This is a genomic window from Rahnella sp. ChDrAdgB13, assembly GCF_017655185.1.
In the GTDB taxonomy this organism is placed as follows: Bacteria; Pseudomonadota; Gammaproteobacteria; order Enterobacterales; family Enterobacteriaceae; genus Rahnella; species Rahnella contaminans.
The window spans coordinates 21,934-44,407 of sequence record NZ_JAEMGT010000074.1 but is presented as its reverse complement, the minus strand read 5'-3'; the positions used below and the strand labels follow the sequence as shown (position 1 = coordinate 44,407).

Below are 22,474 nucleotides of genomic sequence, written 5' to 3'. Positions count from 1 at the left end.
GCTAAGAAAGCTGCTCCGGTAGCTCAGAAAGCGCAGGCTGCTAAAAAACACGTGAAACATGCTAAGAAAGCAGCTCCGGTAGCGCAGAAAGCGCAGGCTGCTAAAAAACACGTGAAACATGCTAAGAAAGCTGCTCCGGCTACAAAAGCAACCCCAGCAGCATAAGAAGTTACCAAGAAGTCTTTGTGAGGTATTAACTCGCAATTACCTGAAATGCTAAATTTACACCCGGTTCGCCGGGTGTTTTTTTCTCCAGTTTTTATCCTGAGGTACTGTGGATGATGCTGCGCCGCTTCCAGTTCGAAATCACCCTGTCTTCACTGATCCTCTGTGGTCTGGTCAGCCTGTTCTTTTACTTATGACATTTTCGTGAAGTGCCCTGAGATGGCGCCCGTCATCGGCTCAACGCCTTGAGCAATCTGGCAAACGACTCATCCGGTAAGATCTTCCCGTCTGCGGGAAATAGCATAAAAAAACCGCCTTTCGGCGGTTTATAATCTGTTACTGCGCAGATCTCTCAATAAAGCAAGCGCGCACGGATCGTGCCCGGAATCGCTTTCATCAGTTGCAGCGCGGTGTTCAACGTTGTGACATCCGTTTCAGCATCGATAACCACATAACCGACTTCCGGGCTGGTTTGCAGATACTGTGCTGCAATGTTGATGCCCTGCTCCGCGAAAATCTGGTTGATGCTGGTCAGCACACCCGGACGGTTTTCGTGGATATGCAGCAAACGGCTGGCTTTCTCGGTATGCGCTGGCAAAGAGGCTTCCGGGAAGTTAACCGCGGACAAAGTCGAACCGTTGTCAGAGTATTTCGCCAGTTTGCCCGCCACTTCCAGGCCTATGCCTTCCTGCGCTTCCATGGTAGAACCGCCGATGTGTGGCGTCAGCAGCACGTTGTCGAATTCACACAGCGGAGAATTGAACGGATCGCTGTTGGTCGCCGGTTCTTCCGGGAAGACGTCGATAGCCGCACCGGACAGATGTTTGCTGCGCAGCGCATTGCACAGGGCAGGAATGTCGATCACCGTGCCGCGTGAGGCGTTGATCAGCAATGCGCCCTGTTTGATTTGTGCCAGCTGCACTTCGGAAATCATGTTTTTGGTGCCTGGCGTTTCTGGAACGTGCAGGGTCACGACGTCGCTGGTGCTGAGCAGTTCTTCCAGAGTCGCAATCGGCTGCGCATTACCCAGCGGCAATTTGCTTTCGATGTCGTAATAGAAGACGCGCATCCCCAGGCTTTCCGCCAGAATACCTAACTGTGTACCGATGTGGCCGTAGCCGACAATACCCAGACGTTTACCACGCGCTTCAAAAGAGCCGACGGCCAGTTTGTTCCAGATCCCGCGGTGCGCTTTGGCGTTGGCCTCAGGAATACCACGCATCATCAGCAGCATTTCGCCCAGCACCATTTCGGCGACGGAACGGGTATTAGAGAACGGTGCGTTAAAGACCGGAATACCACGACGGGTTGCCGCTTTCAGGTCAACCTGATTGGTACCGATACAGAAACACCCTACAGCCACCAGTTTTTCTGCTGCCTGGAACACTTCTTCGGTCAGCTGAGTACGCGATCGGAGTCCAACAAAGTGCGCATCACGGATCGATTCTTTCAGCGATTCCGTATCTAAAGCACCTTTGTGAAATTCAATATTGGTGTAACCCGCGGCACGGAGTGTATCAACCGCACTTTGGTGGACGCCTTCCACTAACAAAAATTTAATCTTGTCTTTCTCAAGTGATACTTTTGCCATTTCCCGACCCTATATTTTTTCTGGCTGAATTCGAACTGCTAGGTGACTGCTCACAGTCAACATAACAAAAAATACGCCATCATCAATACAAACGATTGCCTGCCAGACAGCAGAAGGCTCACCGCGCCTGTTGGTTTTCAGCATTTCCTGCTGGTTAGATTTTACAAAGCAAGACGTTCAGGAGGCGATAGTGAGAAATGTGACATAAGTCACCAAATTCAGGCTTTTGAAGAAAAGATGATTCATTCAGAAAATTATCATCTTCATAACATTGTGTTATGACAGGGGGATGACTGGCTGCTTTCAGCAAAAGCAGCCAGATCTTCTGCTTATTGATAGGTTACTTCAGCGTGACAGTTTTTACGCCTTCAGAAGTGCCTACCAGCGCAACGTCGGCGCCACGGTTGGCGAACAGCCCGACCGTCACCACGCCCGCAATTCCGTTGATCTTATTTTCCATCGCGACGGCATCCAGAATACTCAGATTATGGACGTCGAGAATGATATTGCCGTTGTCAGTCAGAACGTTCTGGCGGTATTCCGGCAGACCACCGAGTTTCACCAGTTCACGCGCAACGTAAGAACGCGCCATCGGGATGACTTCTACCGGCAGCGGGAATTTACCCAACACATCGACCTGTTTGGACGCGTCCACAATACAGACGAATTTTTTGGCGATCGCGGCAATGATTTTTTCGCGGGTCAGCGCAGCGCCGCCGCCTTTGATCATCTGCATGAAGCCGTTGATTTCATCCGCGCCGTCAACGTAAACGTCCAGCGAGTCCACTTCGTTGCTGTCGAAAACGTGAATGCCTAAGCTTTTCAGTTTTGCCGTTGAAGCGTCAGAACTGGAAACGGCGCCCTCGATCTGACCTTTGATCGAACCCAGTGCATCGATGAAATGGGCGGCGGTGGATCCGGTTCCGACACCGACGATGGTGCCCGGAGTCACGTAATCCAGTGCGGCCCAGCCGACTGCTTTTTTCAATTCTTCCTGCGTCATAATGGCTTCTCTGTCTGATAACGTAAGTGGCGTGAATACGGAAAAGTGTCGGTGATTATAAAGCATGTGCCGGCAGATTGGGCAGACAAGAGCGTGACCAGATCACACTTATTAAGTGCAATTGGGTTGTAAGCGCCCCGATTTTCCTCACCACAAAACCTGACAATCTGTGGCATAGTGTTCGGATAAAATTAAATCCAAGGGACAGAACTCCGATGAAACGCCCGGACTATAGAACGCTACAGGCACTGGACGCGGTGATCCGTGAGCGCGGTTTTGAGCGCGCCGCACAAAAGCTTTGCATCACCCAATCGGCGGTCTCTCAGCGCATTAAACAACTGGAAAATTTGTTCGGCCAGCCTCTGCTGGTGCGTACCGTGCCGCCTCGTCCGACGGAACAGGGGCAGAAATTACTGGCCCTGTTACATCAGGTGGAACTGCTGGAAGAAGAGTGGCTCGGCAGTGACAGTAACAGCGACAGTAACGATACGCCGCTGCTGCTTTCGCTGGCGGTTAACGCCGACAGCCTGGCAACCTGGCTGTTACCGGCGCTGAAATCCGTGCTGGTCGATTCACCTATCCGCCTGAATTTGCAGGTTGAAGATGAAACCCGGACGCAGGAACGTCTGCGCCGCGGTGAAGTGGTCGGCGCGGTGAGTATTCAGCCGCAGCCGCTTCCGAGCTGTCTGGTCGATCAACTTGGCGCGCTGGATTACCTGTTTGTCGCTTCCAAGCCGTTTGCCGATCGGTATTTCCCGAACGGCGTCACCCGTTCCGCGCTGCTGAAAGCGCCGGCGGTTGCGTTTGATCATCTCGACGATATGCACCAGGCGTTCCTTCAACAGAACTTCGATTTGTCACCGGGCAGCGTGCCGTGTCATATCGTTAACTCGTCGGAAGCCTTTGTGCAGCTGGCACGTCAGGGCACGACCTGTTGTATGATCCCGCATCTGCAAATCGAGAAAGAGCTGGAAAGCGGCGAGCTTATCGACCTGACGCCCGGCCTGTTCCAGCGCCGGATGCTGTACTGGCACCGCTTTGCGCCGGAAAGCCGCATGATGCGTAAAGTCACCGATGCCCTGCTGGCACACGGTCATCAGGTGTTGCGTCAGGACTGATTTAGCGCCGCAGAAAACAAAAAACCCGCCGGAGCGGGTTTTTCATTATTACGGCGTCATATTTACTGAGCTGGTGCGGGTGCCTGCGGCTGCAGTTCGAACACCACATCGACCTGATCATCAAAGTGAATGCTTTGCTGTTCGTAGGTTTCAGCGGCATCATTTTGCGTGGGTGCGGCGGCGGCTTTAAACATGCGCGCAACCGGCATTGGCTGGTAGTTGGCGACGTGATAACGAATGCTGTAAACCGGCCCCAGTTTGGTGTGGAAGCCCTCTGCCAAAGATTTTGCCTGCTGTGTGGCGTTATCAATGGCTTTCTGACGCGCTTCGTCACGGAAACGATCAGGATTTGCCACACCCAGTTCGATAGAACGGATTTCATTCAGGCCGGATTTTAATGCGCCATCCAGCAAATCGTTCAATTTATCCAGCTGACGCAATGTCACCTGAACCTGACGCACCGCACGGTAGCCTTTCAGCTCTGAACTGCCGTCTTTCAGGTAATTATATTCCGGCTGTGTGCTGAGATTCGCGGCATTGATGTCTTTCTTTTCAATTCCGTTTTTCTGCAGGAAACCAAAATATTCCGCCACACGATCGTCGGCTTGTTTCTTGGCGCTCGCGGAATCTTTTGCCGATACGCTCACTTCAATGGCCAGCGTCGCGATATCCGGTGTGGCGTCAACGCTTGCCGTACCTGATGTCACCACGTGCGGGCCGGCAGGAACTTCTGCCGCGTGCAACGCTAAAGGTAAAGTCCCTAATCCCAACATCGCTGCTACAGCCAATGCTTTCAGTTTCACAGTGCCTCCATTAATCATCAAAGATCTGGCAATAGTTAATTCAATCAATCCGCAGAACCGTAGCATAAACCGTTACAACTGAAACTAAGATTAGTGACAAAAACCTGTTTTCGGGTAAAAACTCAAAATACGCCGGTCTGACGCGCCAGCTGTACGGCAATCCCCCACATAATTACGCCAACAATAAAGTTGATGACGCGCTGCACTTTCCCGGTGTTTAACCAGGGCGCGAGTAATGCCGCGAGAATGGCCAGCCCGAAGAACCACAGCACAGAAGCACTGACCGCGCCGAGCGCAAACCACGAACGTTCGTCGTGGCTCAGGCTTCCGCCCAGACTACCCAATACGACGAACGTATCGAGATAAACGTGAGGGTTGAGCCAGGTCACCGCCAGCATGCTGACGACAATCTTCCAGCGGCTTTGCTTCGCCACTTCCGCCTGTGCCAGTTCAGGATTTTTGCTGAATGCCGTGCGAAACGCGCCCCAGCCATACCACAGCAGAAATGCCACGCCGCCCCAACTTACCAGCGCTAATAACAGCGGCGATTTGCTCAGCAGCGCGCTGCCGCCAAATATCCCGCCGCAAATCAGCACGATATCGCTCAGCGCGCATAAAGACGCAATCATCAGATGATACTGGCGGCGAATGCCCTGATTCATCACAAACGCATTCTGCGGCCCGAGGGGTAAAATCATTGCGGCGCTCATCGCCAGTCCTTGCAGGAAAATAGCCAGCACGTGAATATCCTTAAAGAGTTAATAGCAGAGATTGCGCGCAGTGTAAGGGCTTTGGTGTCATTAAAGGAAATGGATATTTCTAATCGGTCATTAGCCTGACTTATTTGTGAGGAGCCCATTTTTCAGACACAAAAAAGGCGCCCGCAGGCGCCCTTTGAGAAGCCGCGACTTTATTCCGCAGGCTGTACGTTTTTATCCACAACGACAGGGGCCGCCGGATACAAATGAACGTCCATTTGCGGATACGCAATATTGATATTGTTTTTATCCAGCGCACGTTTGAACGATTCCAGCAGATCCCATTTCACGTTCTGCGCATCACCGTTGCTGGTCCATGCGTACACGATGAAATTCAGGGTAGAAGCGGCCATTTCGTTCAGACGTACGGTGACGCCTTTATCCTGTAACACACGCTGATCGGCAGTGATGATCTCGGTGAGGATCGATTTGACCAGATCAATGTCAGAGTCATAACCCACGCCGATGGTCATATCGATACGGCTTGTCGGTTCGCGTGAATTGTTGATGATGTTACCGGCAATAATTTTACCGTTTGGTACGACGATGATTTTGTTGTCCGGCGTACGCAGAGTGGTTGAGAAAATCTGTACGTGCGTCACCGTACCGGCTACGCCGCCGAGATCCACATATTCACCTGCACGGAACGGACGGAAAATAACCAACAACACGCCAGCTGCGAAGTTAGACAGCGAGCCCTGTAACGCCAGACCGACGGCCAGACCGGCGGCACCGATAACCGCAATCACCGACGTGGTTTGTACCCCGATGCGTCCGAGAACCGCAATCAGCGTGAAGGCGATAATCGCGTAACGCACCATAGCGGAAAGGAAATCAGAAACCGTGATATCAATACCACGAACTTTCAGAACACGGCTGACACCGCCGGAAACGACGCGGGCGATTATCAGACCGACGATCAGAATGAAAATAGCCGCCACAATGTTCACAGCATAATGCAGAAGTAAGGCCTGGTTTCTCACCAACCAGTTGCCAGCATTATTAATGCTGCCTACAACGTTCAAATCATCCATTTAAAGTACCCCAAAATTACACCCTGTCGGGCTGCAAGAAACCAAAGCTGCCCGACGATGCGGGCAGCAAGTGTGCTTTAAGGTTAACTAACAATGCGATGAAGTGCCAACCGCCCGTTGAGAAAGGCTATCAGATTAGGAATTTACGCGGCTGTTCTTAAGCGTTTCAGGCGTTTTGAAAGCCTGTAACGGCCCTCTTCCGCTCAGCGTGAAGGCCGAAATCACGGTGAACGTCAGCGCCACTAATCCCAGGATCAGGTACGTGCCGTGGAAACCGATACGGTCATACATATTCCCGGCGAAGACGGACATAAACATGGTCGCCACCTGTTTGAAGAAGCAGAACGTCACCAGATAAATCGTCGCGGAGAAGCGCACTTCAAACACTGAAGTGATGTATTTGAAGCAGCCGACAATCAGGAACGGCACCTCAAACATGTGCAGCGTTTTGAGCACCACGACTTCCAGCGGCGATGAGGCAAACGACGAGCCGATGATGCGGATCGACATAATCGTTCCGGCCAGCAGCAGCGCATTTTTCCCGCCAATGCGGTTCACGATAAGCGGTGCGAAGAACATGATGCAGGCGTTCAGCAACTCGCCCATGGTGGTGACATAGCCGAAAACGCGTGTGCCTTCGGACGACGAATCAAAGAACGAAGTAAAGAAGTTGGCGAACTGCTGGTCGAAGACATCGTACGTGCAGGACACGCCGATCACGTAAAGCGCCAGGAACCAGAGTTTGCGGTCTTTGAGCAGCTCAAGGGCAATCTTCAGGTTGAACGGTTTGGTGTTCGCGCCCAGTTCATTAACTACGCGCGCGGTAGGCGTAACTTCCGGTTTGGCGATCAGCAAGAGGATTGCCAGAATGACCGCACAGCCGGAACCGAGCCAGAAAACAAATTCGTTGTTGATGGTGAACATGATGCCGACCACCGACGCACACAGCGCCCAGCCGACACAACCGAACATCCGCGCACGGCCAAATTCAAAGCTGCTGCGGCGGCTGACTTTTTCGATATACGCTTCAATCGCAGGCGCACCGGCGTTGTAAATCAGGCCGAGATAAATCCCGCCGACCACCGAACCGAGATAGATATTAATTTTCAGCAGCGGGCCGAACACGTAAATAAAGAATGGTGCGAAGAGAACCAGCATACCGGTGATCACCCAGAGCAAATGCTTTTTCAGCCCCAGTTTATCGGCCAGTAAACCAAACACCGGCTGAAAAAGCAGGGAGAACAGCGAAATGCTGGCAAATATTATTCCGGTGTCACTTTTACTGATCTGATTGATGTCGTGCAGCCAGATCGGGAAGAACGGGAAATATGCACCCATGATGAAAAAATAGAAGAAGAAGAACAGCCCGAACATCCAAAAGTTAGTATTTTTCAGGTAATACATACGCAGTTTCCTTACGTCTGAATATTTCGCCGCCGGAGATGGACCCGGCGGCACAGGCTGTCAGGCACGTTTCCAGGTGAATGAATAATGATACTGGCCGGCAGTCAGCAGGAAGTCAGGGCTGACGCTCGGGCTCCACGAATCATCACCACCGACGCCCATATGGAAGCCGTCGATGTTCAGCCAGGTGCCCTCTTCTTCACGCAAAAGGTGACGATGGCTGGTTTCCATCAGCTGTTGCAGGCTGAAGCGGCTCAGGCCAAAGTGGAAATTACCCTGCAATGTCCAACCGGCGTATTCCAGTTCACGCGTCCCACCGCGCAAACCGTTTTCGGTCGGGAAAACGTACGGCGTATACAGATCGCCGAGTGGCGATGTCCAGCGCCCGTGCTGCGCGGCCAGACGACGATCCGGATAGTTTTCATGCGGCCCCAGCCCCAGCCAGCGGACGTTTTCCGCGATATCTGCCAGCTGACAGGTCAGGCCGATGCGCCCCGGCGACGGCACGTTCGCCGCCACACTGACGTCGGCGCTGATATGCAACTCACCCTGATTATCGATGCGGAAACTTTTGCGGCTCAGCAAACGCACTTCCTCACCCGCCATAAATGCATGCGTGGTAGTAATCACCACGCCATCCTGCAACTGATCGGCGGAAATATTCAGCAGACGCGATTCCAGCTGATACATTCCGGCGGCTTTCCAGCGCTCCACCCACGCATTCGGATCGATTCTGGTGACTTCGCTGACGCCTATATCGTTATCCACCGGCGCGCGGACAAACTGGTCGCGTAGCGCCGAAAGCAGGCGCGGCGTTTTGTCATCAAACCACTGTTCCAGTAGTCCGGTTTGCTGACTGAACAGCCAGCGTTGCGCGCCGTGGACTACAGAAATCATATCGCCCTGCCGATCCAGAACCGGCGCGCTGGTGGAGGTTTTCTCCTGCACCGGCAGGCTGAGCGGTTGCGGCAGCTGCCATTGATCCCAGGCGCTGCGGTGCCCCGCTTCGGACCACGCGGTTGCCTGCGGTTGGTGTATCGCGACGTTCAGCCACAAATCGCCTTCTGCCTGCGGGATATCACCCAGATCCAACACTTGTTTGCCGTCAGGCGCGATGTTCAGCACCGTTTCGCCCTGTGAAATGACTTCGCCGTCACGCTCGATACGCCAGACCAGCTGTTCGTTATCACTTTGGCGGAACAGATACTCGCTCTGAATTTCAATCGTCAGCGGTGAGGTGCCGGTGAGCGAGAACTGGAAGAATTGCTGCGCACGCTGCGCTTCAAACAGCGACGGATGCGGCGTGCGGTCGGCAAATACCAGTCCGTTCATGCAGAACTGACGATCGTTTGGCGTATCGCCAAAATCACCGCCGTAGGCCATATAACGTTCGCCGTCTTCGCCAGTGCGCAGCAGACTTTGATCGACCCAGTCCCAGACGAAACCGCCCTGTAAACGCGGGAACTGGCGGAAGGCTTTCCAGTATTTATCGAAACCACCGAAGCTGTTGCCCATGGCATGGGCATATTCGCAGAGGATCAGCGGACGCGTTTCGTCCGGCATACTGATCCACTTTTTAATCGACCATTTGGGTACCGCCGGGAATGGCTGATCCTGCTCAACGCGGGAATACATCGGGCAAATGATGTCGGTCGCCGCGCTGTTGGCACCGCCGCCTTCATACTGCACCGGACGCGTCGGATCGACAGATTTTATCCAGCGGTACAGCGCGTCGTGATTCGCACCGTGGCCGGATTCATTGCCCAGCGACCAGATGATGATGCAGGGATGGTTGCGGTCACGCTGAACCATGCGGGTGACGCGCTCGCTGAAGGCGTTGAACCACACCGGATCGTCTGAAAGACGATTCATCGGCTGCATACCGTGGGTTTCGATATTGGCTTCATCGACCACATACAGGCCGTATTCATCGCAAAGTGTGTACCACAGCGGATGATTCGGATAATGCGAGCAGCGCACGGCGTTAAAGTTGTGCTGTTTCATCAGCACAATGTCACGGCGCATAGTGGCTTCATCCATCACCTGACCATTTTCAGGATGATGTTCGTGACGGTTAGTACCGCGGATCAGGACCGGCTGTCCGTTGACTTTCAGCAGCCCGTTGCTGATTTCCACCTGACGGAAACCGACGTCGCACGCTTCGGCTTCAATGAGCTGGCCTTCCGGAGAAATCAGGGAAACCACCGCGCGATAAAGAGCGGGCTGTTCGGCACTCCATAATGCAGGATGGCTGACCGGCAGACGCAGCGTGGTGCGATCATATGCCGCCCCGCGTTCATCAATGATTTCACTGCCAAGCGCCTGCTGATGTTCTGCGACCTGCTTATCGCCCTGCCACAACTGAACGCGCACCTGATAATCAGCCGCGCTTTCCTGAGGTACCGCCGCGCTGACCTGCACTTCCAGTTCAGCCTGCGTAAAACCGTGGAACAGATGCGTGCGCACCTGGTAATCCGTGATCTGCTCCCGGGGTTTCTGCAGCAATGTGACATCGCGGAAGATGCCGCTCATGCGCCACATATCCTGATCTTCCAGATAGCTGCCGTCGCTCCAGCGCAACACCATCACCGCGAGCCGGTTTTCACCCGCATGAAGCACGTCGCTGAGATCGAATTCAGCCGGTAAACGGCTGTCCTGTGAATAACCAATCCACTGACCATTGCACCACAGATAGAACGCCGAACTGACGCCGTTGAACACGATGCGGGTCTGTCCGCTGCTGAGCCATTCTTTCTCCAAAGAAACTGTGAGCGAGTAACAACCTGTAGGATTTTCTGCGGGCACAAACGGCGGATTAACCGGGATGGGATACTGAACGTTGGTGTAAATCGGCGCATCATAACCTGCAAGCTGCCAGTTAGATGGCACCTGCACCTTGTCTGCATCCGCGAGGTCACCTTCCAGCCATTGTTCGGGCACGGCTTCTGGCCGGTTAAAATAGCTGAATTTCCATTCCCCGTTCAGGAAAACAATATTAGGGGAACCTTGATTTCGTCTGGCTTCTTCACTTTCCCGCCAGCTGTTAAAAGGCGGGTGCGCCGCAAGACGGTTATATTGCGTTGATGATGGTTTTTCCCAGTCACGGCGCCCCAGAACGGTGGCCAGTGACGACAGTTTTTCATCCGCTGATAATGTCATAATAATCCTCATGCAAATTGTTATGCGCTCACAATAATATAAACATGCGTAAAGGGAGCAATTAAGTAAAGCAAGGGAGTGCGGGAAAGGGACGCGGATCACAGATCCCGCGCCGGAGAAGCAAAAAAAGTAAATCAGCGCGGGCTGAGCTGGCGGGCGATGCGGAGAAGTTCCTGCGACAGTGCTTCCTGAGAAACGGCAGATTCACCGGGTTTCGACGTTGTGTGGCGTTCCACCAGAGAGGTCGGCAATAACAGCGACAATTGCTGCTTATCGCCATGATGATGCAGATGGTCAACCAGCCGCTTGACGCTCTCGTGGCCGAGCAGACGGAAATCTTGCTTGATGGTAGTCAGCGGCGGGAAGAAAAACGCGCTGTCTTCGGTATCGTCATAGCCGATCACCGAAATCTGTTCCGGTACGCGCAGGCCAAATTCATGCACCGCACGTAACACACCGAGCGCCATCTGATCATTGGCAATCAGGATCGCCGTAGGCCGCACCGGCTGGTTGAGCAGTAATAATGCCTGCTGATAGCCGGAAGCCGCGCTCCAGTCACCGTGCTGTACGGCACAGGGCGTAATCTGGTGCTTTGCCAGCGTACTCAGCCAGCCTTCGTAACGCAGCCGCGCAGAGATGGATTCCAGCGGGCCGGTCAGCACCGCAATTTTCTGATGCCCCAGCGCCAGAAGGTGTTCAACGCCCTGCTCTGCCCCGCAATGCGGATCGAACAGAATTTTAAAGACGTCAGCCTGCGGATCGACATCCAGAAACAGCACCGGTAAATCACCGCAAAGCTGTGCAATGACGCCCGCATCATCGTTTGACAGCGGCACGTTAATCAGCACGCCATCGACGCGCTGAGACATCAGCTCATTCACCGCCGTGCGGCAGGCAGAAAGGCTCAGGTTATCAATCATCGAAATAACAACGTTAAAACCTAACTGATTGGCGCGGGTTTTCATTGCAGAAGCAATTTGGGACGGCGCATGAAGGGCGAGTTCGGTAGTCGCCAGCCCCAGCGTATAACTTTGTTTCCCGGCCAGCTGCTGGGCAACGCGATTCGGCACGTAGTTTAAAGCCGCCATGGCCTGCTCGACTTTATCCCGCGTCTTTGCCGAGACGTGCGCCGCCTGATTCAGCACACGCGATACAGTCTGATAAGAAACGCCCGCCTGACGCGCGACGTCATCGAGGGTGACAGATTTTGGCTTCATGGCTCTCTCTTTGGGGTGCGGTCGCAAATACGTAACGGGCTATTGTGTCTGGAAAACAGGCAATAAAAAAGGGGCCGAAGCCCCTTTGACGATTATCCTCACATTCCGGTGGTCAAGCACCGGAAGGGTAAGAATTACAGTACGTCGATTGCGTTCAGTTCTTTGAATGCCAGTTCCAGGCGTGTCACCATGGAAGACTGAGCAGCACGCAGCCATACGCGCGGGTCATAGAATTTCTTGTTAGGTTTGTCCGCGCCTTCCGGGTTACCCAACTGACCTTGCAGGTAAGCTTCGTTTTTCTTGTAGAACTGAAGGATACCATCCCAGTTAGCCCACTGGGTGTCGGTGTCGATGTTCATTTTGATAACACCGTAGCCTACAGATTCTTTGATTTCAGCTGCAGTAGAACCGGAACCGCCGTGGAATACGAAGTTCAGGCTGTTGTGTGGCAGGTTGTGTTTTTTGCACACGTATTCCTGAGAATCACGCAGGATCGTTGGAGTCAGTTTAACGTTACCTGGTTTGTAAACACCGTGTACGTTACCGAATGACGCAGCGATAGTGAAACGCGGGCTGATAGCGTTCAGTTTTTCGTATGCGTAATCAACGTCTTGTGGCTGAGTGTACAGTGCAGATGCGTCCATATGGCTGTTGTCCACGCCATCTTCTTCACCGCCGGTGCAACCCAGTTCGATTTCCAGAGTCATGTCGATTTTTGCCATGCGAGCTAAGTACTTGCTGCAAATTTCGATGTTTTCTTCCAGAGACTCTTCAGACAGGTCGATCATATGGGAAGAGAACAGTGGCTTACCGGTTTTCGCGTAGTGAGCTTCACCCGCGTCCAGCAGACCGTCGATCCATGGCAGCAGTTTTTTCGCGCAATGGTCGGTGTGCAGGATAACGGGCACGCCGTAATGTTCTGCCATCTGGTGTACGTGATGTGCGCCAGAGATTGCACCCAGGATTGCCGCGCCTTGTGGCACGTCAGTTTTCAGGCCTTTACCCGCGATGAACGCAGCGCCACCGTTAGAGAACTGAACGATAACCGGTGAACGGACTTTCGCAGCAGCTTCGAGAACGGCGTTGATAGAGTCGGTGCCTACGCAGTTAACCGCTGGCAGAGCAAATTTGTTTTCTTTAGCAATAGCGAAAACTTTCTGTACATCATCACCAGTGATAACGCCTGGTTTTACGAAATCAAAAATTTTAGACATAGTTCTTTGTCCTGTATTCGTCGGCCGTAGATGGATTGAATCGGTTTGCTATGTCGCGCGAGTTCCACTGTGCAGCCCCTCGCGCGGCAAAGAAGAACAGGAAGCCGCTGGCTCCCCGCTCAGGGTTCATTACTTCTTAGCACGCTCTTCCAGCATCACAACCGCTGGCAGTGCTTTCCCTTCAACGAATTCCAGGAATGCGCCACCGCCAGTGGAGATATAGGAAATTTTGTCAGCGATACCGAACAGGTCGATAGCCGCCAGAGTGTCGCCGCCGCCTGCGATAGAGAATGCATCGCTGTCAGCAATAGCCTGCGCCACAATTTCGGTCCCTTTACGGAAGTTAGGGAACTCGAACACGCCTACAGGACCATTCCACAGAATGGTTTTAGCGTTTTTAATGATCTCAGCCAGGCGGTATGCAGACTCATCGCCCATGTCGAGAATTTGTTCGTCATCTTTGATGTCTTTTACAGACTTCACCGTCGCGGTAGCCGTTTCGGAGAACTCAGTCGCCACGCGAACATCTGTAGGAACTGGAATGTCGCAGGTTTCCAGCAATTTGCTTGCGGTACCGACCAGATCTGCTTCGTACAGGGATTTACCGACGTTGTTGCCTTGAGCAGCGACGAAGGTGTTCGCGATACCGCCACCAACGATCAGCTGGTCAGCGATTTTGGACAGGGAATCCAGAACGGTCAGTTTGGTAGAAACTTTAGAACCGCCAACGATAGCCACCATCGGACGAGCCGGGTTACCCAGCGCTTTACCCAGTGCTTCCAGTTCTGCAGACAGCAGCGGACCGGCACAGGCGATTGGTGCAAATTTGCCCACGCCGTGAGTAGAAGCTTGTGCGCGGTGCGCAGTACCGAAGGCGTCCATCACATAGATGTCACACAGAGCAGCATATTTTTTGGACAGGGCTTCGTCGTCTTTCTTTTCGCCTTTGTTGAAGCGAACGTTTTCCAGAACAACCAGCTCGCCTTCTGCAACTTCAACGCCATCAAGGTAATCTTTCGCCAGACGCACTGGAGATTTCAGATGTTCTTTCAGGTAGTTAACAACCGGCAGCAGAGAAAACTCTTCGTTATATTCGCCTTCAGTCGGACGACCCAGATGCGAGGTAACCATCACGCGTGCGCCTTGTTTCAGGGCAATTTCGATGGTTGGCAAAGAAGCGCGGATACGTGCATCTGACGTTACTTTGCCATCTTTAACTGGCACGTTCAGATCGGCACGGATCAGTACGCGTTTACCCGCTAAATCCAGATCGCTCATCTTAATAACAGACATGGTGAATCCTCTCGTTGATTCTCTTTAAAGTTGCTTGAAGGCAATTTCGGCCAGAAGGCCGGAACAGCCGTACTAGAAACCGCTAGCGGACATTGCCAATGTTGTATCCAACATTCGGTTGGCAAAACCCCACTCGTTATCGCACCAGACCAGTGTTTTTATCAGGTGCTGTCCACTTACCCGCGTCTGCGTTCCATCGACGATGGCGCTGTGGGGATCATGGTTAAAATCTGTCGAGACTAATGGTAGTTCGGTATAGTCAACTATACCACGAAAAGCGCCCGTTGCGGCCTTTTGCAGCAGCTGGTTCACCTCGTCTACCGTCACGGAACCCTCGACAAATACGCTCAAATCAATGGCTGTGACATTGATGGTCGGCACACGCACTGAGATAGCTTCAAAGCGATCGCAGAATTTGGGCATGATGCGCGTGATCCCTGCGGCCAGTTTGGTATCGACCGGAATAATGGACTGACTGGCCGCGCGCGTACGGCGTAAATCTGCGTGGTACGCATCAATGACCGGCTGGTCATTCATCGAAGAATGGATGGTCGTTACCGTGCCCGACTCAATGCCAAAGGCATCGTCGAGCAGCTTGATCACAGGGATAATACAGTTGGTGGTGCAGGACGCATTGGACACAATGCGGTGCTGGCGTTCGAGCAAATCGTGGTTCACACCGTAAACCACCGTGGCGTCAAGATCATGACCGCCGGGATGCGCGAACAGAATTTTTTTGGCACCGGCCGCGAGCTGAGCTTCACCGTCTTCACGGCTGCCATAAACGCCGGTGCAATCGAGCACGACGTCAATACTCAGTTCGCCCCATGGCAACTGGCTGGCATCAGACTGATGAAGTAAACGGATGGAGTCATCGCCGACGTAAAGGTTTTCCCCTTCCTGGCGGACATCCCAGGCGAAGCGCCCGTGGCTGGAGTCGTATTTGAGCAGATGTGCCATGCCTTCAGGGCTGGCGATTTCATTGATGGCAATAACGGAGATTTCCGCACGACGCCCGGATTCGTATAACGCGCGCAATACGCTACGGCCAATGCGACCAAAGCCATTAATTGCAATACGTATTGGCATACATCTCCCTGTTACACGGTTGTTACTCAATATCAGTAACACCTATAGTAATGCAGCGTGCGTTTACGGTGAATCACCATCGTCATCTGTCAGCACAATGCGTACGGCAGAAAAATCTCAGTTTCAGTCACGATAACAACCTGGTGACGATGTTAAGCTCAAATAGCCCGACTGAAACGGTTCAGCTGAGAATAAACCAAACGATGAATAAAAGGAATAATTCGTAAAACACTGAGGCATTAATCGCGCTGAACGCTTAAAAAAACGCCAGCCAATTCTGTGTATTCACAGTGATTTTACTTTTTCATCACCTTTTCAACAGTGATTTTTCTCAAAAACCGACGGTTTGAAACAGCATCAGAATGCAGGGAGTTTAGCGGAGTCGGCACCCGAAGGGTTTGACCTGCGTCATTTCGCGCGAAACTGAGAACCTGCGCATAAAATTGCCGACGAAAAAAAAGCACCCGAAGGTGCTTTTAAGCAGCGTTAAGAAAACCGGATTACTTCAGCAACGCCTGTGCCTGAGCAACAACGTTATCTACAGTGAAACCAAATTCTTTGAACAGCAGGTCTGCCGGAGCAGATTCGCCGAAGCTGTGCATACCAACGATCGCGCCATTCAGGCCAACGTATTTGAACCAGTAATCCGCGATACCTGCTTCAACTGCAACACGTGCAGAAACGGCTTTCGGCAACACAGATTCACGGTAAGCCGCGTCCTGTTTGTCAAAGGCGTCAGTTGAAGGCATGGAAACCACGCGCACTTTAGTGCCCGCAGCCGCCAGTTTATCAGCCGCTTCTACAGTGATACCGACTTCAGAACCGGTCGCAATCAGGATGACTTCCGGCGTACCGTCGCAATCTTTCAGCACATAACCACCGCGCGCCACGTTGGCTAATTGCTCAGCGGTACGTGGTTGCTGAGTCAGGTTCTGGCGGGAGAAGATCAGAGTCACCGGGCCGTCGTTACGCTCAATCGCGTATTTCCATGCCACAGCAGATTCAACCTGATCCGCAGGACGCCAGGTGCTCATGTTTGGCGTCACGCGCAGGCTGGCAATTTGCTCAACCGGCTGGTGCGTCGGGCCGTCTTCGCCCAGGCCGATAGAGTCATGGGTGTACACGAACACGTTGCGGATTTTCATCAGCGCAGCCATACGCACGGCGTTACGTGCGTATTCCACGAACATCAGGAAGGTCGCAGAGTACGGCAGGAAACCGCCGTGCAGCGCGATACCGTTGGTGATCGCGGTCATGCCGAATTCACGCACACCGTAATGGATGTAGTTACCCGCCTGATCGTCGCCAATAGACTTAGAACCGGACCACATGGTCAGGTTGCTTGGCGCCAGGTCGGCAGAGCCGCCCAGGAATTCCGGCAACACTTTACCAAAAGCTTCCAGCGCGTTTTGTGATGCTTTACGGCTGGCGATGTTGGCAGGTTTAGCCTGCAGTTCTTCGATAAATTTCTGTGCTTCTGCTTCCCAGTTGGCTGGCAGCTCGCCGTTCACACGACGTTTGAACTCTTTTGCCAGCTCAGGGTGTGCCTTGGCGTAAGCATCAAACTTGTCGTTCCATGCCGCTTCTTTCGCCTGGCCCGCTTCTTTAGCATCCCACTGAGCATAAATATCTTGCGGAATTTCGAAGGCAGCGTATTTCCAGCCCAGCGCTTCACGGGTTGCCGCCACTTCAGCAGCACCCAGTGCAGCACCGTGGACATCGTGAGTCCCGGCTTTGTTCGGTGAACCGAAACCGATCACGGTTTTGCACATCAGCAGCGATGGCTTATCAGTCACTTTATGTGCTTCTTCGATAGCCGCTTTGATGGCGTCAGGATTATGGCCATCAACACCACGCACAACGTGCCAGCCGTAAGCTTCGAAACGTTTAGCGGTATCATCGGTGAACCAGCCTTCTACGTGGCCGTCGATGGAGATGCCGTTGTCATCATAAAACGCGGTCAGTTTGCCGAGTTTCATGGTACCGGCCAGAGAACACACTTCGTGAGAAATGCCTTCCATCATGCAGCCGTCGCCCAGGAACGCGTAAGTCTGGTGATCGACGATGTCATGGCCTGGTTTGTTGAACTGCGCGCCCAGCGTACGTTCTGCGATCGCCATACCCACTGCATTCGCAATGCCCTGACCCAGCGGGCCAGTGGTGGTTTCTACGCCAGGGGTATAACCGTATTCCGGGTGACCCGGAGTTTTAGAATGCAACTGACGGAAATTCGCCAGCTCGCTGATTGGCAGGTCATAACCGGTGAGGTGAAGCAGGCTATAAATCAGCATGGAACCATGGCCATTGGACAGCACGAAGCGGTCGCGGTCAGCCCAGTTCGGGTTTGACGGGTTGTGGTTCAGGTAATCACGCCACAAGACTTCGGCAATGTCTGCCATGCCCATAGGGGCGCCAGGGTGGCCGGAATTCGCTTTCTGCACGGCGTCCATACTAAGTGCGCGGATAGCGTTCGCAAGCTCTTTACGAGAGGACATGTTCTACTCCAGGTCGGATTAAAAAAGCAGTCAAGAAAGTCATTTTCTCAGACTCGGCATTAAAACGGCAATCCTTAATCACTCTCGTGACTAAGTTCACAGAATTCGCTTTTAAATCAGTGCGTTTTTTCAGACTTACACTATAGATCGGGCGATCCCAAAAACCTATCTTAACGCTATTCTTACAATCAGCGCTTTTTTGAGGCTGTACTGACTTTATTATTAACGTTCTCCGGGAACCCAAACTGATGAAATTCCACCCCGTTTTGCTGAGTCTTTGCGCGGCCGCACTGGTCAGCGGTTGTTCAACCCTTAATACCGATACCTTAATGCAATCCGGCGCGCAGGCTTATCAGGCTTATACACTGAGCGACGCCGATGTAAAAACCCTGAGTGTTCAGTCCTGCGAAGAAATGGATAAAAAAGCGCAAATAGCACCAGAAAGCAGCGAATACGCGCAACGTCTGAAAAAAATCTCGGCAGCGCTGGGGGACAACATCAATGGCACGCCAGCCAACTATAAGGTGTACCTGACCAAGGACGTCAACGCCTGGGCGATGGCGAACGGCTGTATCCGCGTGTACAGCGGCCTGATGGATATGATGAACGATAACGAAGTCGAAGGCGTACTCGGCCACGAAATGGGTCACGTCGCGCTGGGGCATACCCGTAAAGCGATGCAGGTTGCCTACAGCGCCACGGCGGCACGGACGGCGGTGGCGTCACTGGGCGGCGTCAGCACCACGCTTTCGCAATCGCAGCTGGCCGATCTCGGTGAGAAATATGTTAACGCGCAGTTCTCTCAGAAACAGGAATCCGAAGCCGATGATTACTCGTTTGATCTGCTGAAAAAACGCGGGATAGATCCGACTGGGCTGGCGACCAGTTTTGAAAAACTGGCAAAACTGGATCAGGGAAGCAGCATTGGCTGGTTTGACGATCACCCGTCATCCGAAGCGCGTGCCAAACATATCCGCGATCGCATAGCTGCCGGTAATTAATTCCTTCATATATAAAGATGCGCCCGCTAAGGGGTGCATCTTTTTATTACCTGTATAAGTGAAGCTTCCTAATTTCATTAAAAATCCATTATTCAGAAATAAATACCGCACAAAATCTGAAAATAACCCTCCATGAAGACTTTTCCTCGCTAAGTAAAAACGTTTCGTTATTCTTCCTGCGTTTTTGTTTAATTTAACTATCAAAGGAAGATGGATTATGAATTTTCGCATAACTGCAATTGCGTTCGGGATCACCGTATTATTAAGTGGTTGCCAAAACGGCGCGCTCAATACCGATGCCTTAATGAAATCGGGTTCAGATGCTTACAAAGCGGCCACGCTGACCGATCAGGATGTCATCAATATGACGGAAGGTTCCTGTAAAGCGCTGGATGCCGAATCCCAAATTGCTTCATCAAAAAGCAAATACACAAAACGCCTGAATAAAATTGCCAAAAACCTCGGTAACGACATCAATGGCCGGCAGGCTAACTACAAAGTCTATCTCACCAGCGACGTCAACGCCTGGGCGATGGCGAACGGCTGTATCCGCGTTTACAGCGGCCTGATGGACATGATGACCGACGATGAAGTCGAAGGCGTACTGGGCCACGAAATAGGTCACGTCGCCCTGGGTCACAGCAAAAAAGCCATGCAGGTGGCATACAGCACTTCCGCCGCGCACAATGCAGCGGGCGCAGCCGGTGGCATTGCCGGACAGCTTTCCAGCACACAGCTGGCCGATCTGGGTGAAGACCTGATTAACGCGCAGTTCTCTCAGAAACAGGAATCTGACGCTGATAATTATTCCTACGACTTGCTGAAAAAACGCGGCCTGCCGACCAAAGGGCTGGTTACTGCCTTTGAGAAACTGGCAAAAATGAGCGGTGGCAGTGAGAAGAGTTTATTCAGCTCTCACCCGCCTTCTCAGGAGCGCGCAGATAATATTAAAAAGCGTATCGCCGAAGATAAATAATCGCGAGAACAAATTCGTTATTTATATCCTCAAAAATAGAATATTCACAACCTAAATAATAAAGGCACCCGAAGGTGCCTTTATTTTATCTTTCATTCAGAGCCGAAAACCGGCGCCCTTATTCGTCTTCTTCCAGATACGTATAACCGTATAAACCGGATTCAAACTCTTCCACAAACTGCGCCTGCAGTTCCGCATCCAGATCGGTTTCTTTTACCTGATCGCGGAAGCGGGTCAGCAACACATTCGGGTCAAGCTGCACGTATTCGAGCATATCGGCCACGGTGTCGCCTTCGTCAGACTGCTGCACTTCTATGCTGCCGTCAGGGAACACAAACACGTCCACTGCCGCGGTATCGCCGAACAGGTTGTGCATGTTGCCGAGAATTTCCTGATACGCGCCAACCATGAAGAAGCCCAGCACCGGCGGGTTCTCAGGATCATACGGAGGCATCGGCATTGTGGTCGCCACACCGTCACCGTCGATGTAGTGATCGATAGTCCCGTCGGAATCACAGGTAATATCCAGCAGCACCGCACGGCCAACCGGCGGTTTGTCCAGCCCTTCGAGCGGCAGAACCGGGAACAGCTGATCGATACCCCACGCATCCGGCATGGACTGGAACAACGAAAAGTTCACGTACAGCTTATCGGCCATACGTTCCTGCAATTCGTCGATAATCGGACGGTGCGCGCGGTTGCTTGGATCCAGCTGATCCTGAATTTTATTACAGATATTCAGGTAGATATCTTCCGCCCAGGCGCGCTGAGTCAGATCCAGAATACCGTGTGCATAGGCCGAATGGACGTCGTGCAAGTCCATCTGGCTGTCGTGCAACCATTCGCGCAGTGAGCGACGGTTTTCCGGATCGTGCATTTCGTTCCAGGTATCCCACATGCTGCCCAGCGCACGTGGTGCATCATCTTCCGGCGCAACCGGCTCTTTGAACTCGTTGCGCTCAACGCCAATCACGTTGGAAACCAGAACTGTGTGGTGCGCGGTTACAGCACGGCCAGACTCGGTAATCACCGTCGGATGCGGCAAACCATGTTCATTACAGGCGTCGCCAATACCCCAGATGACGTTGTTGGCGTATTCGTTCAGGCCGTAGTTCACCGAACAGTCAGACTGCGAACGGGTGCCTTCGTAATCCACACCCAGACCGCCGCCGACGTCGAAGCACTGAATGTTGACGCCAAGCTTGTGCAGTTCAACGTAGAAGCGCGCCGACTCCCGCACACCAGTCGAGATATCGCGGATATTCGCCAGTTGTGAACCCAGATGGAAGTGCAGCAGTTGCAGGCTTTCCAGACGTCCGGCTTCACGCAGCATTTCCACCAGTTGCAGAACCTGAGACGCCGCCAGACCAAACTTGGACTTTTCGCCACCGCTGGACTGCCATTTGCCGGAGCCTTGTGAGGACAGACGCGCACGCACGCCCAGACGCGGGATGACGTTCAGACGTTCAGCTTCTTCCAGCACCAGTTTAATCTCGGTCATTTTCTCGATAACCAGATAAACCTTGTGACCGAGTTTCTCGCCGATCAGCGCCAGACGAATATATTCGCGGTCTTTATAACCGTTACAAACGATAACAGAACGGGTCATTCCGGCGTGAGCCAGAACCGCCATCAGTTCCGCTTTTGAACCCGCTTCCAGGCCCAGCGGTTCGCCGGACTCGACCAGAGATTCAATGACGCGGCGATGCTGGTTAACCTTGATCGGATAAACCAGGAAGTAATCACCCTCATAACCGAACGATTCACGCGCGCGCTTGAAGGCGCCGTTAATCGAACGCAGACGGTGTTGCAGAATTTGTGGGAAACAGAACAAAGCGGGCAGACGCTGACCGTCCTGCTCGCGCATGTCTTTCACCAATTGCGCCAAATCGACACGGGCAGAAGGCTCGTCAGGATCCGGGCAAACACTGATGTGGCCCAGTTCATTGACGTCAAAATAGTTGTTACCCCAATAGGCAACGTTGTAAGTGCGCAGCATTTTGCTGGCATCACGATCGTTCACGGCAACCTCCTGCATGGAGCGCAAAGAAACAGTATCGCCCGGTTGTGACGGACGGTGGGACTGGATGTCATCAGACATAGGTAAATCCTCTTTCTATACTGACAACATGGCCAGCCACTATCGCAGTAACA

16 protein-coding genes are annotated in these 22,474 nt (G+C 52.8%); 3 read left to right on the top strand and 13 right to left on the bottom strand.

Translation table 11 applies throughout. The features are described from left to right. Positions 1–517: 517 nt before the first annotated feature. Positions 518–1,756 (bottom strand): phosphoglycerate dehydrogenase, encoded by a 1,239-nt coding sequence (gene serA / locus J8X26_RS18605; RefSeq protein WP_165059167.1) that lies wholly within the window; start codon positions 1,754–1,756, stop codon positions 518–520. A 340-nt stretch (positions 1,757–2,096) separates the two neighbouring features. Continuing rightward, entirely contained in the window at positions 2,097–2,759 is a 663-nt protein-coding gene (gene rpiA / locus J8X26_RS18600) for a ribose-5-phosphate isomerase RpiA (RefSeq protein WP_152327761.1), read from the bottom strand. Between the two features lie 215 nt (positions 2,760–2,974). Between rpiA and J8X26_RS18595 the strand changes: the two genes are divergently transcribed. Further along, a complete protein-coding gene (locus J8X26_RS18595; protein ID WP_101075345.1) occupies positions 2,975–3,877 on the top strand; it encodes a LysR family transcriptional regulator ArgP in 903 nt (300 codons plus the stop codon). Between the two features lie 62 nt (positions 3,878–3,939). On the opposite strand, the gene J8X26_RS18590 is transcribed toward J8X26_RS18595, so the two are convergent. The 10 genes from J8X26_RS18590 to tkt all read right to left on the bottom strand — a co-directional run bounded on the left by J8X26_RS18590 (position 3,940) and on the right by tkt (position 18,343). Then, positions 3,940–4,680: an oxidative stress defense protein gene (locus J8X26_RS18590; RefSeq protein WP_193333203.1), complete on the bottom strand. Its 741-nt coding sequence runs from the start codon at positions 4,678–4,680 to the stop codon at positions 3,940–3,942. A 122-nt stretch (positions 4,681–4,802) separates the two neighbouring features. Beyond that, positions 4,803–5,420, bottom strand: coding sequence for an arginine exporter ArgO (argO, locus tag J8X26_RS18585; protein WP_152327759.1), 618 nt, complete (start codon positions 5,418–5,420; stop codon positions 4,803–4,805). Positions 5,421–5,590: 170 nt separating this feature from the next. After that, on the bottom strand, positions 5,591–6,472 hold the full coding sequence (gene mscS, locus J8X26_RS18580; RefSeq protein WP_152327758.1) for a small-conductance mechanosensitive channel MscS: 882 nt from the start codon (positions 6,470–6,472) through the stop codon (positions 5,591–5,593). A gap of 135 nt (positions 6,473–6,607) precedes the next feature. Beyond that, entirely contained in the window at positions 6,608–7,876 is a 1,269-nt protein-coding gene (locus J8X26_RS18575) for an MFS transporter (protein WP_208951583.1), read from the bottom strand. 60 nt (positions 7,877–7,936) lie between these two features. After that, the gene (locus J8X26_RS18570; protein WP_208951582.1) at positions 7,937–11,035 is read right to left on the bottom strand and encodes a beta-galactosidase; all 3,099 of its coding nucleotides are present in this window, start codon (positions 11,033–11,035) and stop codon (positions 7,937–7,939) included. 134 nt (positions 11,036–11,169) lie between these two features. Beyond that, positions 11,170–12,252 carry a LacI family DNA-binding transcriptional regulator gene (locus J8X26_RS18565; protein WP_208951581.1) on the bottom strand — a complete coding sequence of 361 codons (1,083 nt, stop codon included), beginning with the start codon at positions 12,250–12,252 and terminating at the stop codon, positions 11,170–11,172. A 134-nt stretch (positions 12,253–12,386) separates the two neighbouring features. Beyond that, positions 12,387–13,466 carry a class II fructose-bisphosphate aldolase gene (gene fbaA, locus J8X26_RS18560; RefSeq protein WP_165059161.1) on the bottom strand — a complete coding sequence of 360 codons (1,080 nt, stop codon included), beginning with the start codon at positions 13,464–13,466 and terminating at the stop codon, positions 12,387–12,389. A gap of 129 nt (positions 13,467–13,595) precedes the next feature. Next, complete coding sequence (gene pgk, locus J8X26_RS18555) at positions 13,596–14,759, bottom strand: phosphoglycerate kinase (RefSeq protein ID WP_165059159.1); 1,164 nt, start codon at positions 14,757–14,759, stop codon at positions 13,596–13,598. Between the two features lie 72 nt (positions 14,760–14,831). After that, positions 14,832–15,848: an erythrose-4-phosphate dehydrogenase gene (gene epd, locus J8X26_RS18550; protein ID WP_152327752.1), complete on the bottom strand. Its 1,017-nt coding sequence runs from the start codon at positions 15,846–15,848 to the stop codon at positions 14,832–14,834. 500 nt (positions 15,849–16,348) lie between these two features. After that, positions 16,349–18,343, bottom strand: a complete 1,995-nt coding sequence (gene tkt / locus J8X26_RS18545; RefSeq protein ID WP_152327751.1) for a transketolase — start codon at positions 18,341–18,343, stop codon at positions 16,349–16,351. Between the two features lie 248 nt (positions 18,344–18,591). Here tkt and J8X26_RS18540 point away from each other — a divergent pair, with 248 nt between their 5' ends. Beyond that, a complete protein-coding gene (locus J8X26_RS18540; RefSeq protein WP_152327750.1) occupies positions 18,592–19,344 on the top strand; it encodes a M48 family metallopeptidase in 753 nt (250 codons plus the stop codon). Between the two features lie 217 nt (positions 19,345–19,561). Beyond that, a complete protein-coding gene (locus J8X26_RS18535) occupies positions 19,562–20,320 on the top strand; it encodes a M48 family metallopeptidase (RefSeq protein ID WP_165059153.1) in 759 nt (252 codons plus the stop codon). Between the two features lie 118 nt (positions 20,321–20,438). Here J8X26_RS18535 and speA read toward each other — a convergent pair whose 3' ends face one another. Continuing rightward, on the bottom strand, positions 20,439–22,421 hold the full coding sequence (gene speA / locus J8X26_RS18530; protein WP_152327748.1) for a biosynthetic arginine decarboxylase: 1,983 nt from the start codon (positions 22,419–22,421) through the stop codon (positions 20,439–20,441). Positions 22,422–22,474: the final 53 nt, after the last annotated feature.

Bases quoted from the DNA above. Each gene is read 5' to 3' on its own strand.
- J8X26_RS18565 (WP_208951581.1), bottom strand. From the start codon at position 12,252: ATGAAGCCAAAATCTGTCACCCTCGATGACGTCGCGCGTCAGGCGGGC.
- J8X26_RS18535 (WP_165059153.1), top strand. From the start codon at position 19,562: ATGAATTTTCGCATAACTGCAATTGCGTTCGGGATCACCGTATTATTA.
- J8X26_RS18575 (WP_208951583.1), bottom strand. From the start codon at position 7,876: ATGTATTACCTGAAAAATACTAACTTTTGGATGTTCGGGCTGTTCTTC.
- rpiA (WP_152327761.1), bottom strand. From the start codon at position 2,759: ATGACGCAGGAAGAATTGAAAAAAGCAGTCGGCTGGGCCGCACTGGAT.
- tkt (WP_152327751.1), bottom strand. From the start codon at position 18,343: ATGTCCTCTCGTAAAGAGCTTGCGAACGCTATCCGCGCACTTAGTATG.
- J8X26_RS18570 (WP_208951582.1), bottom strand. From the start codon at position 11,035: ATGACATTATCAGCGGATGAAAAACTGTCGTCACTGGCCACCGTTCTG.
- fbaA (WP_165059161.1), bottom strand. From the start codon at position 13,466: ATGTCTAAAATTTTTGATTTCGTAAAACCAGGCGTTATCACTGGTGAT.
- J8X26_RS18540 (WP_152327750.1), top strand. From the start codon at position 18,592: ATGAAATTCCACCCCGTTTTGCTGAGTCTTTGCGCGGCCGCACTGGTC.
- J8X26_RS18595 (WP_101075345.1), top strand. From the start codon at position 2,975: ATGAAACGCCCGGACTATAGAACGCTACAGGCACTGGACGCGGTGATC.
- speA (WP_152327748.1), bottom strand. From the start codon at position 22,421: ATGTCTGATGACATCCAGTCCCACCGTCCGTCACAACCGGGCGATACT.
- pgk (WP_165059159.1), bottom strand. From the start codon at position 14,759: ATGTCTGTTATTAAGATGAGCGATCTGGATTTAGCGGGTAAACGCGTA.
- epd (WP_152327752.1), bottom strand. From the start codon at position 15,848: ATGCCAATACGTATTGCAATTAATGGCTTTGGTCGCATTGGCCGTAGC.
- mscS (WP_152327758.1), bottom strand. From the start codon at position 6,472: ATGGATGATTTGAACGTTGTAGGCAGCATTAATAATGCTGGCAACTGG.
- serA (WP_165059167.1), bottom strand. From the start codon at position 1,756: ATGGCAAAAGTATCACTTGAGAAAGACAAGATTAAATTTTTGTTAGTG.